Source organism: Umezawaea endophytica (assembly GCF_025061645.1).
Lineage (GTDB): Bacteria > Actinomycetota > Actinomycetes > Mycobacteriales > Pseudonocardiaceae > Umezawaea > Umezawaea endophytica.
Genome location: NZ_JANYMP010000002.1, coordinates 645006 through 661328 on the forward strand (window position 1 = coordinate 645006; position 16323 = coordinate 661328).

Sequence of the window (16323 nt, forward strand, 5' to 3'; positions counted from 1 at the left end):
CCACCACGAAGCACGAAGCCCCGAACTGACAGCAAGGGTTGCCGCACACATGACCACCAACACCAAGAGGGCCCGGACGCGCACCAAGCTGCGCAGGCGGATCTCGGGCCTCCTCGCGCTCGGGTTCGCATTGCTCAGCGCGGGCTTTCTGTTCACGGCGCTCGCGCCGAACCCGCAGACCGCCCAGGCGCAGGACGACCCGGCCCTGGTGCGTCAGGGTGAACAGCTCTACAACAACACCTGCCTGAGCTGCCACGGCACGGCGCTGGACGGCGTGAAGGACCGCGGCCCGAGCCTCATCGGCGTCGGCGAGGCCGCCGTGTACTTCCAGGTCTCCACCGGCCGCATGCCGATGGCGCGCCAGGAGGCGCAGGCCCAGCGCAAGCCGGTCAAGTTCACGCCGGAGGAGATCGACGCGCTCGGCGCGTTCATCCAGTCCAGGGGCGGCGGCCCGGAGAACCCGGAGGAATCCGGTCAGGCGCTGCGCGGCGACGAGCCCGCCCGTGGTGGCGAGCTGTTCCGCCTCAACTGCGCGGCCTGCCACAACTTCACCGGCCGCGGCGGTGCCCTGTCGTCCGGCAAGTTCGCGCCTGAGCTCGACGGTGTGACCGAGGAGCAGCTCTACACCGCGATGCTCACGGGCCCGCAGAACATGCCGAAGTTCTCCGACCGGCAGCTCACGCCGGAGGAGAAGAAGGACATCATCGCGTACATCAAGTCGGTCACCGACGGGAACAACAACCCCGGTGGTGCCGCCCTCGGCGGGCTCGGCCCGGTATCCGAGGGTCTGATCGCGTTCATCGTGGGGATCGCCGCCCTGATCGGCGTGACCCTCTGGATCGGAGCCAAGGCATGAGCGGCGACACGCCGACCGAGCTGCCCACTGAGGACGAGCTCGGGAAGATGAGCAGGGACGAGCTGGTCAAGCTCGGCCTGAAGATGGACGGCGTCGAACTCGTCCACTACGAGGACAAGTGGCCGGTCAAGGGCACGCGCGCGGAGAAGCGGGCGGAGCGCCTCGTCGCGCTCTGGTTCCTGATCGCCGCGCTGGGCGGTGTCGCCTTCCTCGCCGCGTTCCTGTTCTGGCCGTGGCGCTACGAGGCCCCCGGCACCGACAAGCACCTGCTGTACAGCCTGTACAACCCGATCATCGGCATCACCCTGGGCATCGCGATCCTGGGCCTCGGTGTCGGCGCGCTGCTGTACACGAAGAAGTTCATCCCGGACGAGCTCGCGGTCCAGCAGCGCCACGACGGCCCGTCGTCGCAGGTCGACCAGGCCACGGTGCTGGCCGAACTGGCCGACGCCGGTGAGCGCAGCACCCTCGGCCGCCGGTCGCTGATCAAGAAGACCGCCGGTCTCGGCGCGGGCATCTTCGGCCTCGGCGTGCTGGCCGTCCCGCTCGGCGGGCTGATCAAGAACCCGTGGCAGGACAGCGAGAGCAGCAAGTCGCTCTGGCACACCGCGTGGAAGCCGGAGAACGGCGAGAAGGTCTACCTCCGCCGCCACACCGGCCGGTTCCACGAGGTCGAGCTGGTCCGCCCGGAGGACCTGGAGGCCGGTGGCTTCGAGACCGTCTTCCCGTTCCGCGAGTCCGACCGGGACGACGAGGACAAGCTCGTCCACGCCATCAAGAGCGCCGACGGTCCGGTCATGCTGATCCGCCTGCGTCCCGGCCAGCCGGTCGTCAAGCGTGCAGGTCAGGAAGACTTCAACTACGGTGACTTCTACGCGTACTCGAAGATCTGCACCCACCTGGGCTGCCCGACCTCGTTGTACGAGCAGCAGACCGGTCTGCTGCTCTGCCCGTGCCACCAGTCGCAGTTCGACGTCTTCCACTACGCGAAGCCGCGGTTCGGTCCGGCCACCCGTGCCCTGCCGCAGTTGCCCATCACGGTGGACGAGGACGGGTACTTGATCGCTCGCGGTGACTTCATCGAAGCCGTGGGTCCGGCGTTCTGGGAGCGTAAGTCATGAGTGCCATCACCACTCCGACGAAGCAGCCCAACGCGGCTGCTCGCGCGGTCGGCGGGGCCGCCAAGGCCGCTGACGAGCGCTACCACTTCGCGGGCGGCATGCGGAAGCAGCTCAACAAGGTCTTCCCGACGCACTGGTCGTTCCTGCTCGGTGAGATCGCGCTCTACAGCTTCATCATCCTGCTGCTGTCCGGCACGTACCTCGCGCTGTTCTTCGACCCCTCCATGGAGGAGGTCGTCTACAACGGCGCGTTCACGAACCTCCAGGGCATCGAGATGTCCCGCGCGTTCGAGTCGACCCTCCAGATCTCGTTCGAGGTCCGCGGCGGTCTGTTCGTCCGCCAGGTGCACCACTGGGCCGCGCTGCTGTTCATGGGCGCGATCGTCGTGCACATGTTCCGGATCTTCTTCACCGGCGCGTTCCGCCGCCCGCGTGAGATCAACTGGGTCATCGGCATCCTGCTCTTCATGCTCGGCGCGATCGAGGGCTTCCTCGGCTACTCGCTCCCCGACGACCTGCTGTCCGGCACCGGCCTCCGCGTGATGGCGGCGCTGCTGATCTCGTTCCCCGTGGTCGGCACCTGGATCAACTGGCTGGCCTTCGGCGGGGAGTTCCCCGGCACGGAGATCATCCCCAGGTTCTACACGCTGCACATCCTGCTGATCCCCGCGATCATCCTGGGTCTCGTGGCGGTCCACCTGGCGCTGGTCTGGTACCAGAAGCACACGCAGTTCCCCGGCGTCGGCCGCAAGGAGACCAACGTCGTCGGCGTGCGCATCATGCCGGTGTTCGCGGCCAAGGGCGGTGGCTTCTTCGCCGTCGTCGTCGCGATCACCGCCATCATGGGCGGCCTGTTCCAGATCAACCCGGTGTGGAACTTCGGCCCGTACAACCCGGCGCAGGTGTCCGCGGGCGTCCAGCCCGACTGGTACATGGGCTGGACCGACGGCCTGATCCGCCTGTGGCCCGCGTGGGAGCTGTACCTGGGCAACTACACCGTCCCGGCGCCGTTCCTGCCGTTCCTCCTCGGTCTCCCGCTGCTGACCGGCATCGCCGCGGTCTACCCGTGGATCGAGAAGAAGCTGACCAAGGACTACGCGCACCACAACCTGCTCCAGCGTCCGCGCGACGTCCCGGTGCGCACCGCGCTGGGCGCGATGGCGATCTCGTTCTTCATGGTCCTGCTGCTCTCGGGCGGCAACGACATCATCGCCATGAAGTTCGACATCTCGTTGAACGCGCTCACGTGGGTCGGCCGGGTGGGCATGCTGCTGGTGCCGCCGCTGGCGTACTACATCACCTACCGGTTGTGCCTGGGTCTCCAGCGCGCTGACCGCGAGGTGCTGGAGCACGGCGTGGAGACCGGCATCATCAAGCGGCTGCCGCACGGTGAGTTCATCGAGGTCCACCAGCCGCTGGGTCCGGTCGACGACCACGGGCACCCGTTGCCGCTGGCCTACCAGGGTGCTTCGGTGCCGAAGAAGATGAACAAGCTGGGGTCCGCCGGGCATCCGGTTCCGGGTAGCTTCCTGACCCCCGACTCGCCTGAGGAGACCATCGCGTTGGTCAACGCTCGGAAGGCGCACGGGGTGTCGGAGGAGATCTCGGCGGAGAACATGCCTGGTGAGTTGGCGGGCAAGCCGCAGCAGCCTGACGCTTGAGTTTGATCGTTGAAGGGCCCCGCACCTCTTGGGTGCGGGGCCCTTCGTCGTTTTGGTCTCAGCCTTCTTCGAGGCCGATGGAGAAGGCGGCTTCGGTGTCCCGCTTGGAGTAGGAGCGGAAGGAGATGTGGGTGTCGGTGTTCAGCACGCCGGGGACCTTGCTGATGTGGCCCGGGACCAGTTCGGCCAGGTCCTCGTGGCGGGCCACCTTGACGATGGCGATCAGGTCCACGTCACCCGCGCAGGAGTAGACCTCCGTGACGCCTTCGATCTCGGCGATCGTCTGGGCTGCGTCGGGGATGGATTCGGCAGCGGCCTGGATCAGCACGATCGCGTTGATCACTGGGTCCTCCTAGTCAGATGGTGTGCGGGCAATGCTAGAGGGCCCTGGTGGGTTGGGTGTGGTGGCTGGGGTCGTGATGGGGTGCCGGGGGTGGGTCCGGGGGTGCCGGGGGTGGCTTGGTGGTCGCCTGGGGGCGCCGGTTTGGGGGTGGGGTGGCCGATTTGACTTGGGGCCCCTCTTTTTGGCGCTAGTCGGGCCAAAACGGCAGGTGGAGAGCTTGCCGCCCGACTGAGTTTAGCGCCAAAAACCCCAAGTAAAATCGGCCACGGTTGAGGGGGGCGTGGCGCGTTTCGTCGTGGTGGGGGAAATAAAGGGATCAAGGGGAGACTGGTTGGTTGGATCGAGACTGGCTGGGCAGTTCCGTGGGGGCGGCTCTGTCGGTGGTCTGGTCTAGTGGTCGTACTCCCGGTACTGGTCTCTTCCGGCGTCGGCCAGCTCCACCCACTCTCGCCAGGCGCCTGCGGCTGCTGCTGGTGAGGTCCAGGGGGCTGAGCAGCGGACCAAGCGGGTTCCTGGGCGGTTCAGCCAGCGCAGTACCAGGCTCGCTTCCTCGGGTGTGGCTCCCCTGAGGGGGCCTTCTCCTGGCAGGACTGTTTCTGCCGAAGCCACTAATGCGTCCACGATCGGTAGGTAGCGGGTGCCTCTTTTCGCTACCCCGGCTGAGGCCAGGCGGCCGTGGCGGACTACGGCGAATTCCCAGCCGCCTTCGCCGTCGGGTCTTGCGGCTACCAGTTCGGCCAATTCGGCCAGTGCGGCCAATCGTTGTCCCCGGTCCAGCACGCGGATCAGGGCGGCCATTCGGTCTCTGCGGCCCGCGGCTTCCTCGAAGCGGTGTGCTGTGGCGTAGGAGTCCAGTTGGGCGACCAAGCCGTGCAGTGGGGCTACGTCGCGGCCGGCTATCAGTTCCTGTAGGGCGGTTACGGCTGGGGAGTACTCGACTGCTGTTTGCTTGCCTGCGCAGGGGGCGGCGCAGCGGCCTAGTTCGTGCAGGGCGCAGGGGGTGCCGCGTTGGACCTTCAGCGGGATTCGTTGGGTGCAGGCGCGGATGGGTAGGGCTTCCAGGACCGCGTCTGCTGCTGTCTCGGCTGCTCGGCGGGATCTGAAGGGGCCCAGGGCGCCTGTGCGGGCTTCTCGCACCATGGACAGGCGTGGGTATGCCTCCTCCGTCAAGGTGAGCCACCAGGCGTTCTGGGGGTTCTTCGAGCGGCGGTTGTACGCGGGCTTGTGCGCGGCGAGCAGGCGTAGTTCTCGTACTTCCGCTTCCAGGGAGTGGGCGCACGAGATGGAGTCGACTCGGATGGCCAGTGCGACCATTTCGCGGAGCCTGGCGCGGCCCTCGCTGGCGGTGAAGTACTGCCGTACGCGTTTGCGCAGGTCTGATGCCGTGCCTACGTACAGGACCTCTTCGTTCGGGCCGCGGAACAGGTAGACGCCCGGTTCGTGGGGGAGGTGGGCGGCCATTTCCCGTTTGCGTCGTTGTTGGGGGGTTACCTCTGGTAGGTAGGCGAGCAGCTCCTCCAGGGTTTGGACGCCCAGTGGGCCTACCCGTTCCAGCAGGCGGTGCAGGACCTCGACCGTTGCGCGGGCGTCGTCCAGGGCGCGGTGGGTCGGGGTGGTGGCGGTGCCGAAGAGTTGGGCCAGTGCTCCCAGGCGGCAGCTCGGTGCCTCGTCGCGGCTGAGGACGCGCCGGGCCAGGCGGACCGTGCAGACCACGCTCGGTTTCGGCCAGTGGTAGCCGTGGCGTTCGCACGCGGCCTTCATGAAGCCCACGTCGAAGCCGGAGTTGTGCGCCACCAGCACGGCGCCCGCGGCGAACTCGAGGAACGCGGGGAGGACCACATCCATGCGAGGTGCGCCGGTCACCATGAACTGCGTGATGCCCGTCAGGGCCACGACCTGCGGTGGGATGCCCCGCTCCGGGTCCACCAGGGTCGCGAACTCGCCCAGCACCTCGCCGCCGCGGATCTTCACGGCGCCGATCTCGGTGACCGCGTCGTCGTTCGCGCTGCCCCCGGTGGTCTCCAGGTCGAAGACCACGAACGTCGTGTCGCGAAGCGGGGTGCCCAGTTCGTCGAACGAGAGTTGCGCGTTCACGAGTCGGGAAACTAATCGAGGGGTACGACATTTTTGATCGAGGGCTCGGTGGAATCGTCGACGCGGGCCATCCAACACGGTGTGCGTGGCTACTGCGCCGTAGCCTGTACCGGTGCACGACCCGAACCCCGAACCCGACGAGCTCGCGCCCCCTGACCTGGAGGACGCCGAGCCGACGCTCGCCGTCGAGTCCACTGTGGACTGGGGTGGGCTGCCGGACGGGCTGCGGGCCAGGTTGGCGGAGTTGGCCGCCGACGCGCTCGGGGACATGGCCAAGGTCGACGTGCCGCAGTCGCTGCGGTCGGTGGCGCGGTTCGCGCCGACGAAGCGCGCGCGGCTGGGCGGGTCGTCGCTGATCGCTGGGTTGAAGACGTCGGCGAACTTCCGGACAGCGGTGGTCGAGTGGCTGCGCAAGAACCGGCCGTCGACGCTGGAGCTGACGGCGCCGGACCCGGTGGCCGCCGCCGCGGCGGCGGTGCTGCTCGGTGACGAGGTGGCGACGCACTACGTGGAGCTGGTGGCGCGGCGGGCGGGTGACGCGGCGTTGCGGCTGGAGCGGGACGCGGCGGTGCTGAAGGCCGAGCGGATGGACGCCGAGCTGGAGCGGCTGCGCGCGGAGCGGGCGCAGACGACCGGGTTCGCGGAGAAGATCCGCGAGGAGGCCGAGGTCGAGCTGGAACGCCTGCGCAAGCGGTTGCGCGAGCAGGGTGTGCGGCTCAAGGAGGCGAAGGACCGGGCGGAGTCGGCGGCGACGGAGGTCGCGCAGGCCCGTGCGGAGGCGCAGGCGCAGTTGGTCCGCCTGACCGCCGAACGCGACCGGGAACGGGAGCGGGCCGAGACCGAGCGGGCCAAGGCGGCGCGGGCGGAGGCGGACGCGGACGTCGCCCGCCAGTCCGCCCGCGAGGCCAGGCAGGCCGACGAGGTCCGGCTGGCGCTGCTCGTGGACACCCTGGACGGCGCGGTCAACGGGCTGCGCCGCGAACTGGCGCTCGGGGGCGCCGGGCCGCGCCCCGCGGACCTCGTGCGCGGCGCCAGCGCGGCGCAGGGAGCGGTCGGGCGGGTCGAGGACCCCGCCGCGCTGGACCGGCTGCTCGCGCTGCCCGCTGTTCACCTGATCGTGGACGGCTACAACGTCACCAAGACCGGTTACCCGGACCTGCCGCTGTCGGACCAGCGCGACCGGCTGGTGCACCAGCTCGCCGTGCTGGCCGCGCGCACGGGCGCCGAGGTCACGCTGGTGTTCGACGGCGCGGGCGTGGTCGCCGTGCCCGCCGCCGCGCCGCGGGGCGTCCGCGTGCTGTTCAGCGATCCCGGAGTGCTCGCGGACGACGTGATCCGGGCACTGGTGACGGCCGAGCCGGAAGGGCGGCCCGTCGTGGTCGTCACGTCCGACCGCGCGGTCGCGGACTCGGTCCGCAGGCGCGGCGCGCACCCGGTGCCGTCGGCGGTGCTGCTGGCTCGACTCGGTCGGGTTTGAGGCTTTTCTCACCCCTCCGTGCGCCATCCGGACGCCCAAGGTCACGCTTGTGCATTTTTTCTCGATCACCAGGTGGACGCGGGCGCTCACTTTTCGTAACCTGGCCGAGACCTCGTGGCAGGTGGTCGTCCACCCTGGACGGCGACACGGGATCACCGCCGAAACGGCCCGTCGGGGAGCCGTGCCGGAGAAGATCGATCTGCGGGCTGTGCAACGGCTCGGCGCGCCCCGCGCGCCTTGAGTCCCGCCAGCCCCCGGTGGGCGGTTCATCACGAAGGAGACATGCGCGACTGTGGCGTCGCAACGACTCAAGCGCGGTATGCGCGGGGCGATCGCAGCCACTGCGGTTGCCGCCGTGGCAGCGAGCATCGCCCCCGCGTCAGCGGTGGCCCAGCCGAACACCCCGGCGACCGCTTCCGAGGCGCTGAAGCAGTACAACGAGCTGTCCGAGCAGGCTTCCAAGCTCAACGAGGAGCTCCTCCAGGCCGAGGAGAAGCAGGGCCAGAACCAGGAGGAGCTCGACAAGGCCACGGCCGACGTCGCGGCGGCCGCGCAGGTCGGCGACCAGGCGAAGGCCGACGAGGAGACGTTCCGCCAGCAGGTCGACAAGTTCACCGAGGCGTCCTTCGAGGGCGCGCGGTTCAACCAGCTCTCGGCACTGCTGGTCAGCGACTCGCAGCAGGACTTCCTCAACCGCATGTCGGCGCTCGGCGTGCTCGCCTCGGACAACTTCGAGGCGCTCGACAAGCTCTCGGGCGCGGTGGAGCAGGCTTCGGACGCGACCAAGAAGGCCACCGAGGCCCAGGCGCGCGCGAAGTCGGCGAACGACGAGGCCATCAAGATCACCGAGGACATCAAGAAGCGCGCGGCCGACCTCGACACCCAGAAGAAGGACGTCAAAGCGGCGCTGACCAAGCTGTCGGGGTCCGAGAAGAAGACGCTGACCGACTCCGGCGACATGAGCGACATCGCCGTGCCGTCGGGTGCCGCGGGCATGGCCGTCGCGTTCGCGCTCAGCAAGCGCGGCGACATGTACTCCTACGGCGCGACCGGCCCCGACGTCTGGGACTGCTCCGGCCTGGTGATGATGGCCTACCGGTCGGCGAACGTGAACCTGCCGCGCACCAGCCAGGGCCAGGGCTCCGCGGGCCGCGCGGTCAGCCGTGGCGAGGTCACCGCGGGCGACATCATCGCCTACAACGGCTTCGGCCACGTCGCGCTGGCGATCAGCAACACCGAGGTCGTCCACGCGTCCACCGACGGTGTGCCGGTCAAGATCGTGCCCCTGGACGCTCCGGGCTCGATCTCGGCCATGCGGCGCGTCGCGGGCTGAGCTCCGATCCGGTGGAGGCCACCGCACCGACTACTGTCGGGGCGGTGGCCTCCACCGCATCACGGGTACGGGCGTTGCTCGTCGCGGCCATCGTCGCGACGTTCCTCGCCGGGCTCTCGCAGGTCGTCCAGCCGGTCGGCGCGTCGACCCCGCCGCCGCAGGCCGCTCCCGCCGCCGCCGACGTCCGCGCGCCCGTCGTCCGGGCCCTGCTGGACCGCCGCGCCGCTGCGCTGAGGGACCGCGACGAAGCCGCGTTCCTCGCCACCGTCGACCCGGCCGACCCGGTGTTCCTCGACCACCAGCGCGACCTGTTCCACAACCTCGCGGGCGTCCCGCTCGCCGAGTGGGGCTACGAGGTCGATCCCGCCGCCCAGACCACGCCGACCGCCCGCCCCGCCGCCGACGAACTGTGGGCGCCCGCCGTCCGGCTGAGGTACCGGCTCGAGGGCGTGGACGCCCAGCCCAGCACCCGGCCGATGGGCTACCTGTTCGCCCGGCACGGCGACCGGTGGCTGCTGGCGTCGGACACGGCCGCGGGGGAGACGTGGCGGGGTCCGTGGGACTTCGGGCCGTGCCACGTGCTGACGTCGCCCTCCGGGCTCGTGCTCAGCCACCCCGGCGGTGAGGCGCTGGCGGCGCGGGTCCTCGCCGAGTTGGACAGCGCCGTCGCCGTCGTCACGGAGGTGTGGGGCACGGCGTGGCCGCGCCAGGTCGCCGTGCTGGTGCCCGGTGGGCAGGAGGAGATGCGCGCGCTGGTCGGCCCCGCGTTCGCCGTGGGCTCGATCGCGGGCGTCGCGGTCGCGGAGCAGATCGACCCCGTCGCGCACACCGCGAGGGGCCAGCGGGTCGTCCTGAACCCCGCCAGCGCCACGGCCCTGTCCCCGCTGTCGCTGCGGGTGCTCCTGCGGCACGAGATCACCCACGTCGCCGTGCGCGGCAACACCGTCGACGGCGCCCCCATGTGGCTGCTGGAGGGCTTCGCCGACTACGTCGGGTTCCGCGGCAGCGAGGTCCCGGCGGCCAAGGCGGCACCCGCGCTGGCCGCGAGCGTGCGCACCGCGCTGCCCACCGCACTGCCGTCGGACGCCGACTTCCGCGGCCCGACCATGGACCTCGCCTACCAGGAGGCGTGGTCGGTCAACCGCTACCTCGCCGGGTTGCTGGGTGAACCGGGCCTGGTCGCGCTGTACCGGGCGCTGGCCGCGGAGAAGTCCGATGTGGACGGCGTGCTGCGCGCCGCGATCGGCACCGACCGCGCGGGCCTGACCGAGGGCTGGCGGGAGTTCCTGCGGGCCGAGTTCCCGCGGTAAGTACGGTAGGTCGGGTGCGTCGGACCCTCCTGGTGACCAATGACTTCCCGCCCCGCCCCGGCGGGATCCAGTCCTACCTGCACGCCTTCGCGTCCAGGCTCCCCGCCGACGACCTGGTCGTCTACGCGCCGTCGTGGGACTCGCCCACCGGCAGCCACCCCGAGTTCGACGCCGCGCAGCCGTTCCAGGTGGTCCGCCACCCCACCAGCCTCATGCTGCCCACCCCGGACGTCCTGCGCCGCGCAGGCGACGTCGTCCGCGCCGAGGGCTGCGACACCGTCTGGTTCGGCGCGGCGGCCCCGCTCGCCCTGCTCGGGCCGTCGCTGCGCAGGGCGGGGGTCGAGCGCGTCCTCGCCTCCACGCACGGCCACGAGGTCGGCTGGTCCATGCTCCCCGGCGCCCGCCAGGCGCTGCGCCTGATCGGCTCGGACGCCGACGTCGTCACCTACGTCAGCAAGTACACCCGCTCCCGGTTCTCCGCCGCGTTCGGCCGACTGGCGGCGCTGGAGCACCTGCCGTCCGGAGTGGACACCGACGTGTACCGGCCCGACCCGGCCGCCCGCGCCGAGGTGCGCGCCCGCTACGGCCTCGGTGACCGGCCCGTGGTGCTGTGCGTGTCGCGCCTGGTGCCGCGCAAGGGCCAGGACGTGCTGATCCGCGCCCTGCCCGCGATCCGCGAGCAGGTCCCCGACGCGGCGCTGCTCATCGTCGGCGGCGGCCCGTACCGGGCGAAGTTGGAGGCGCTGACCGCGTCCACCGGAGTCGCCGAGCACGTGGTGCTGACCGGGTCCGTGCCGTGGTCGGAGCTGCCCGCCCACTACACCGCGGGTGACGTGTTCGCGATGCCGTGCCGCACCCGAGGCCGCGGCCTGGACGTCGAAGGCCTGGGGATCGTCTTCCTCGAAGCGTCGGCGACGGGGCTGCCCGTGGTGGCGGGGAACTCGGGCGGGGCACCGGAAACGGTGCTGGACCACGAGACCGGCCGGATCGTCGACGGGCAGGACGTCGCGGAGGTCGCCAGCACCGTCGCCGGACTGCTGGCCGACCCGGAGCAGGCGGCGAAGATGGGCGCGCGTGGCCGCCAGTGGGCGTCGGAGCGGTGGAACTGGGACGACCTGGCCGCGCGGCTGCGCGGATTGATCAACGGCTGACCTGAGGGCTGACCGAGGGCTGGGCGGCGGCCGATCGAGCGCTGGTTGAGGGCTGACCGAGGGATGGTCGGCGGCTGTTCGGAAGCTGGCTGGAGGCCGTGGCCGGGCCACGGCCTCCAGCGCTCAGCCGTCGAACCGGCCCGACTTCACGTCCGCCAGGAACGCCGTGAACTCGGCCCGGTCCACACTCAGAACAGGGCCGGATGGGTTCTTCGAGTCGCGCACCGCGTCGAGGCTGTTCGCCACCTCGACGCAGCTCGTGTTAGCTCCGCTGCTGGTCGACTTCCGCCACGTGACTGTCATGGGTCCTCGCGATCCGTTCCGCCTCGCTTCTGATGAGCTCGGTGGACTGTTCCGGGCTCAACGCGATGCCCAGCAATTCCAGCACGGCCGACTGGTAGACCGCGACGTCGTCCTCATCCGGCACGAAGACGGCACTGCGGGCGTTCTCCAGGTGCACGACCGACACCCCGCCTTCCATGGTCAGCAGAACGAACGGCCCGTAGAGGCCGGGGTGCCAGTCCGTGCCCGTGGTGACGACCCTCAGGTCGATCGTGCGAAGACCGCTCATCGCCAGCAGGTAGTCGAGCTGCTCGACGACGACCTCGGGACCGCCGATCATCTGCCGCAGCGCCGACTCACCGATCAGCGCGGTGCAGCGGGCCGCCTTCTTGCGGGTCAGGATGTCCTTGCGGCCCATGCGAATCGCGACCCTGGTCTCGATCTCGCCGTCCGGCACTCCGGCGGCCCGCATGATCGCCCGCGCGTAAGAGCTGACCTGGAGCAGACCGGGGATGACCAAAGGCGACCACTCGACGTAGTCCTGCGTCATCTGCTCGACGTCCAGCAGCGCCGCGAGTTGAACCGGCTGCTCCGGGAGGTCCGCGCCCTGCCACGGTGATCCGCTCGTGTCGCGGGCCGACTCGATGATCTCGTCCCGCTCCGCGCCGGTCACACCGACGGCGTCCAGGATCGCCGCCACCTCGTCCTGGCTCGGTACCCGCTCACCGCTCTCGCTGCGGGAGACCACGGACTGGTCCAACCGAAGTTGCTTCGCGAGCATCCGCTGGCTGATTCCTGCTGTTTCGCGGGCAGCTCGAAGCTTGGCGCCCAAGGCGATCGCCTTCGGGGTGTTGCGGATCATGCGGCCAGCCTAAGCGCTTTTCTGACCTGCGGAAGTCCCTCGATCAGGTAATTGACGGCTTCCATGTCCATAGTAATTCTGAATGGACATTGCAGGTGGGAGGCATAAATGGACCGGTGGTCAACAAATGACCTCGATGATGTGAGGGAGTGCTTGAGCCGGTTGTCGTTCGCGTTCACGGATCTCCTCGGTAATCAGCCCGACCCGGCCCTGGCAGCTCGGAGATTGGGCGAACTGGCGGGTATCGCGCGGGAGATCGGCGTCCTGTGCGACCAGCGCGCGACGCGAATCGGAATTGACCAGGGGGAAATCTCGTGATGGGCGTTCGGCTGTTCCGCTGGTTCCCCGCCGACGGTCGGCGGCACGCGATCCCGGTCGAACTGGTCGTCTCCGACGAGGGGGCCACGCTGTGCGGCGTCCCGATCACCGTTCCGCGCGAGCGGGGGACGAAGGCGGAGTGGTGCTGGCCGACGTGCCCGACGTGCGACGCGGTGTGGCGCAAGCGCGAAGGCCTGGCACCCGCGCCGGTGCGGGCGTCGGTGCCGGCTCGGGCGTCGGTGCCGGCGCGAGTGCCGGTGCCAGCTCGGGCGCCAGTGCCGATGCGCGCGCCGGTGCCGGTGCGGGCGCGGTGACCGTCAGCCCGCGAGGCCGGTGTCGCGGCGCAGCCGAGCCGCGGCGGCGGCCTGCTCCTCCGCGGCCCCGGCGTCGCCGAGCGCGTCGTGGATGGTCGCCAACTCGGCGCGCGCCAACGCTTCCGTGATCCGCAGCCCTACGTCCAGCGCGATCGTCAACGCCTTCCCGCACAGCTCCAGCGCTTCCCGCGGCGCGCCCAGCAGCCGTCGCGTCGTGGCCAGCCCGATCAACGCCCGCGCCGCGGCGGGCTGGAACCCGATCCGGTTCGCCTTCGTGAGCGCCTGCTGGAACTGCTCGTCGGCCGTCCGCAGCCGTCCGAGCAGCCGGTTCGCGTCCGCCATGACCACGAGCACGTTGGTGGTGGTCTGCTGGTCGCCGCTCTCCGCCAGTTCGTCCAGCGCCCGGCCCGCCACCGCCAGCGCCTCGACGGGCCTGCCGAGGTCCACGTTGGTCACCGCCGTGCTCTCCAGCACCCGCGCGGTGGCTTCCTTCGCGCCCACCTCCAGGCTCACCGCGAGCGCGGTCTCCAACTGCGCCAGCGCCGCCTCGGGTTCACCGCGCAGCCTCAGCACGACTCCGAGGAAGTTGCGGCACGTGGCCTCGCTGCCCTTGAGTCCGTTGGCGCTGCTGATCTTCAGCGACTCCGTCAGGTGCGTGTGCGCCTCGGTCAGGTCGCCTGTCTCGATCGCCAGCATGCCCAGGCTGATGAGGACGGTGCTGCGCGCGGCCTTCACGCCGTTGGGGCCGCTCATGAGGTCCAGGCACAGCCGCAGCACCCGCCGGGCCGCGACGAGGTCGCCGGACTCCACGTGCACGAGGCCCAGGTTGTTCAGCGCGCCCACCTCCGAGGCGGTGTTGCCGAGCGAGCGGTGCAGTTCCAGCGCCTGCTCGTAGTGCGACGCGGACGTGGCGAACTCGCCGAGCTTCCAGTGCAGCGTCCCGAGGTTGCCGTGCATGGCCGCCTCGGCGGCGAGGTCGCGCTCCTCGTGGGCCGCGTGCAGGCCGTAGCGGGCGGTGACGAGCCATTCGCTGACGTGCTTGCCGATCCACAGGTAGCCGCGCAGCGCGTCGGCCAGCCGCCACGACATCGACGCGGGCCCCTGCTCGGTCGCCGACCGGATCGCCTCGGTGAGGTTCGCGCGTTCGCCGTCCAGCCACCGCAGCGCCTGCGGCGGAACGGTGATCCTGGGCAGCCGCACGGACTTCGCCTCACCGCTCGGCAGGCGCAGCAGGTCCGGGTACAGCAGTTCGGCGCACCGGTCGACGGTCCGGACGTAGAACTCCAGCAGCCGGACGCGGGCCGCCCGCTGCTCGCCCTCGTCGTCCTGCGCGGCCCGGCGCCTCGCGGCGAACAGCATGAGCTGGTCGTGGAACTGGTAGCGCCCCGGTGACGGCTTCAGCAGCAACTGCACCTCGCTGAGCCTGGCGAGCAGCCTGGTCGCCACGGGCACGTCGACGTCGGCCACGTTGGCGGCGGCCTCGGCGGTGAAGTCGTTGCCCGGCACCAGGCTCAGCAAGCGGAACAGGCGCTGCTGCTCCGGGGGGAGCGCGGCGTACGCGAGGTCGACGGCGGCCAGCGGCTGGTCGGCGGGCAGCTCGGCCAGGTAGCTCGCGACCGTGCCGCCGGACGTGGTCGCCACGTTCGCGGCGGCCACGCGCAGCGCCAGCGGCAGGTGCGCGCAGCGGCGTGCCAACTCCTCCACCGACGCGCCGTCCGAGCCCACACCGAGGATGCCCGTCAGCAGCGCCACCGACTCCACGGGTTCCAGCGCCTCCACCGGGAGCCGCCGCGCGCCGTTCATCGCGATGAGGCCGCGCAGGTCGCCGCGACTGGTGACGATCACCGGGCAGCTCGCCGCGCCGGGCAGCAACGGGCGCACCTGGTCGGGCGCGGAAGCGTTGTCCAGCACCAGGAGCATCCGCCTGCCGGTCAGCAGGGAGCGGAACAGCGTGCTCTGCTCCTCGGCCTCCAGCGGGATCTGCTGCGGGGGCACGCCGAGCGCGCGCAGGAACCGCGCGAGCACGTCCACGGTCGCCGTGGGCGGCCCGAGGCCGTAGCCGCGGAGGTCGACGTACAGCCTGCCGTCGGGGAACCGGTCGCGGAGCTGGTGCGCCACGTGCACGGCGAGCGAGGTCTTCCCGACGCCCGCCGGACCGGACAGCGTCACGATCGGCACGGCGGTGCCGGGGTCCTCCGACGCGACCAGCTCGACCACCCGCCGCGCCAGCGCCGCGCGTCCGACGAAGTCGGCGAGGTCGTTGGGCAGCCTGCCCGGCAGCGGCTCCTCGTGGGCGGCGGCGGGCGGCGCGGCCAGTTGCGGATCGCCGGTCAGGATGGCCTGGTGCACGGCCCGCAGGTCCTCGCCGGGGTCGACGCCGAGCTGCTCGTCGAGCATCCGGTCGACCTGGCGGAACACCTCCAGCGCCTCGGCCTGGCGGCTGCTGCGGTAGAGCGCGAGCATCAACTGCGCCCAGAACCGCTCCCGCAGCGGGTGGTCGACGGTAAGGCCGCGCAGCACGGGCACGAGCTGCGCGTGGTTGCCCAGCGCCAGTTCCACGTCGGCGTGCTGCTCGTGCAGCTCCATCAGCACCTCGGTCAGCCGGGGAGCTTCGTGGCGGTGCAACGACTCCGACGGCACGTCCGCCAACGCGGGGCCGCGCCACAGCGCGATCGTCTCGGCGCAGATCTCCTGCGCGGCCACCAGGTCGCCCGCCTCGGCGGCTTCCCGCGCCCGTACCGCGCCCGTGGCGAACCGGTGCACGTCGATCCGGTCGAGCGGCACGGAGAGCTGGTAGCCCGTCGACGTCGTGACGATCGACTCGGGCTCGCCCAGCACCTGCCGCAGCCGCATCACGTACGTCTGCAACGTGCCGCGGGTCCGCTCGGGGGGCGCGTCGCCCCACAGCGCCTCGACCAGGTCGGCGATCGGGACGGGGCGGTTCGCGCTCAGCAGCAGGCACGCCAGCAGGGCGCGGTGCTTGCCCGCTCGGATCGGGACCACCCGGCCGTCCCGGCGGACCTCCAGAGGTCCCAGCAACCGGAACTCGCCAGCCGATCCCATGATCAATCCCCTCGACCCGTTCACCGCCCCCAAGCCTATTCGGGCGCTGACGGCGGGTGTCATTGCGGCGTCAGCGATACGACAGAGCGGTACGGCAGTCTAGGAGACGTCCCGGTTGGGGGATCGGGACGCGAACTT

At 70.7% G+C, this 16323-nt stretch carries 13 protein-coding genes; 8 read left to right on the plus strand and 5 right to left on the minus strand.

Annotation, left to right across the window (positions count from 1 at the left end; translation table 11 throughout):
* Window positions 1-49: 49 nt before the first annotated feature.
* From qcrC to qcrB, 3 genes are read left to right on the plus strand one after another with little or no spacing between them, the layout of a single operon-like run.
* A complete protein-coding gene (gene qcrC / locus NZH93_RS06545; RefSeq protein WP_259621997.1) occupies window positions 50-856 on the plus strand; it encodes a cytochrome bc1 complex diheme cytochrome c subunit in 807 nt (268 codons plus the stop codon).
* Window positions 853-1977 (plus strand): cytochrome bc1 complex Rieske iron-sulfur subunit, encoded by a 1125-nt coding sequence (qcrA, locus tag NZH93_RS06550; protein WP_259621998.1) that lies wholly within the window; start codon window positions 853-855, stop codon window positions 1975-1977. Before qcrC ends, qcrA begins: the two co-directional genes overlap by 4 nt.
* The gene (qcrB, locus tag NZH93_RS06555; RefSeq protein WP_276022795.1) at window positions 1974-3638 is read left to right on the plus strand and encodes a cytochrome bc1 complex cytochrome b subunit; all 1665 of its coding nucleotides are present in this window, start codon (window positions 1974-1976) and stop codon (window positions 3636-3638) included. The genes qcrA and qcrB overlap by 4 nt, the downstream gene beginning before the upstream one ends.
* Before the next feature lie 58 nt (window positions 3639-3696).
* Here qcrB and NZH93_RS06560 read toward each other — a convergent pair whose 3' ends face one another.
* Both NZH93_RS06560 and NZH93_RS06565 read right to left on the minus strand, forming a co-directional pair.
* On the minus strand, window positions 3697-3981 hold the full coding sequence (locus NZH93_RS06560; protein ID WP_259621999.1) for an Lrp/AsnC family transcriptional regulator: 285 nt from the start codon (window positions 3979-3981) through the stop codon (window positions 3697-3699).
* Window positions 3982-4371: 390 nt separating this feature from the next.
* The gene (locus tag NZH93_RS06565; protein WP_259622000.1) at window positions 4372-6075 is read right to left on the minus strand and encodes a DEDD exonuclease domain-containing protein; all 1704 of its coding nucleotides are present in this window, start codon (window positions 6073-6075) and stop codon (window positions 4372-4374) included.
* Window positions 6076-6187: 112 nt separating this feature from the next.
* Between NZH93_RS06565 and NZH93_RS06570 the strand changes: the two genes are divergently transcribed.
* The 4 genes from NZH93_RS06570 (at window position 6188) to NZH93_RS06585 (ending at window position 11346) form a co-directional block, all read left to right on the plus strand.
* Entirely contained in the window at window positions 6188-7552 is a 1365-nt protein-coding gene (locus NZH93_RS06570; protein WP_372506578.1) for an NYN domain-containing protein, read from the plus strand.
* 355 nt (window positions 7553-7907) lie between these two features.
* Window positions 7908-8885 carry a C40 family peptidase gene (locus NZH93_RS06575; RefSeq protein WP_259622001.1) on the plus strand — a complete coding sequence of 326 codons (978 nt, stop codon included), beginning with the start codon at window positions 7908-7910 and terminating at the stop codon, window positions 8883-8885.
* A 44-nt stretch (window positions 8886-8929) separates the two neighbouring features.
* Window positions 8930-10195 carry a hypothetical protein gene (locus NZH93_RS06580; RefSeq protein WP_259622002.1) on the plus strand — a complete coding sequence of 422 codons (1266 nt, stop codon included), beginning with the start codon at window positions 8930-8932 and terminating at the stop codon, window positions 10193-10195.
* A 14-nt stretch (window positions 10196-10209) separates the two neighbouring features.
* Window positions 10210-11346 (plus strand): glycosyltransferase family 4 protein, encoded by a 1137-nt coding sequence (locus NZH93_RS06585; RefSeq protein ID WP_259622003.1) that lies wholly within the window; start codon window positions 10210-10212, stop codon window positions 11344-11346.
* A 123-nt stretch (window positions 11347-11469) separates the two neighbouring features.
* Here the strand turns inward: NZH93_RS06585 and NZH93_RS06590 are convergent, their stop codons facing one another.
* Together NZH93_RS06590 and NZH93_RS06595 are read right to left on the minus strand one after the other, a co-directional pair.
* Entirely contained in the window at window positions 11470-11592 is a 123-nt protein-coding gene (locus NZH93_RS06590; protein ID WP_308214173.1) for a DUF397 domain-containing protein, read from the minus strand.
* 16 nt (window positions 11593-11608) lie between these two features.
* A complete protein-coding gene (locus NZH93_RS06595; RefSeq protein ID WP_259622005.1) occupies window positions 11609-12490 on the minus strand; it encodes a helix-turn-helix domain-containing protein in 882 nt (293 codons plus the stop codon).
* Between the two features lie 317 nt (window positions 12491-12807).
* Between NZH93_RS06595 and NZH93_RS06600 the strand changes: the two genes are divergently transcribed.
* A complete protein-coding gene (locus NZH93_RS06600) occupies window positions 12808-13122 on the plus strand; it encodes an HC3 family zinc finger protein (RefSeq protein WP_259622006.1) in 315 nt (104 codons plus the stop codon).
* A gap of 3 nt (window positions 13123-13125) precedes the next feature.
* On the opposite strand, the gene NZH93_RS06605 is transcribed toward NZH93_RS06600, so the two are convergent.
* Window positions 13126-16185, minus strand: coding sequence for an AfsR/SARP family transcriptional regulator (locus NZH93_RS06605; protein WP_259622007.1), 3060 nt, complete (start codon window positions 16183-16185; stop codon window positions 13126-13128).
* Between the last annotated feature and the right edge of the window lie 138 nt (window positions 16186-16323).

Coding starts and splice junctions, on each gene's coding strand:
- qcrC (WP_259621997.1), top strand. CDS start 50: ATGACCACCAACACCAAGAGGGCCCGGACGCGCACCAAGCTGCGCAGG.
- qcrA (WP_259621998.1), top strand. CDS start 853: ATGAGCGGCGACACGCCGACCGAGCTGCCCACTGAGGACGAGCTCGGG.
- qcrB (WP_276022795.1), top strand. CDS start 1,974: ATGAGTGCCATCACCACTCCGACGAAGCAGCCCAACGCGGCTGCTCGC.
- NZH93_RS06595 (WP_259622005.1), bottom strand. CDS start 12,490: ATGATCCGCAACACCCCGAAGGCGATCGCCTTGGGCGCCAAGCTTCGA.
- NZH93_RS06600 (WP_259622006.1), top strand. CDS start 12,808: ATGGGCGTTCGGCTGTTCCGCTGGTTCCCCGCCGACGGTCGGCGGCAC.
- NZH93_RS06605 (WP_259622007.1), bottom strand. CDS start 16,185: ATGGGATCGGCTGGCGAGTTCCGGTTGCTGGGACCTCTGGAGGTCCGC.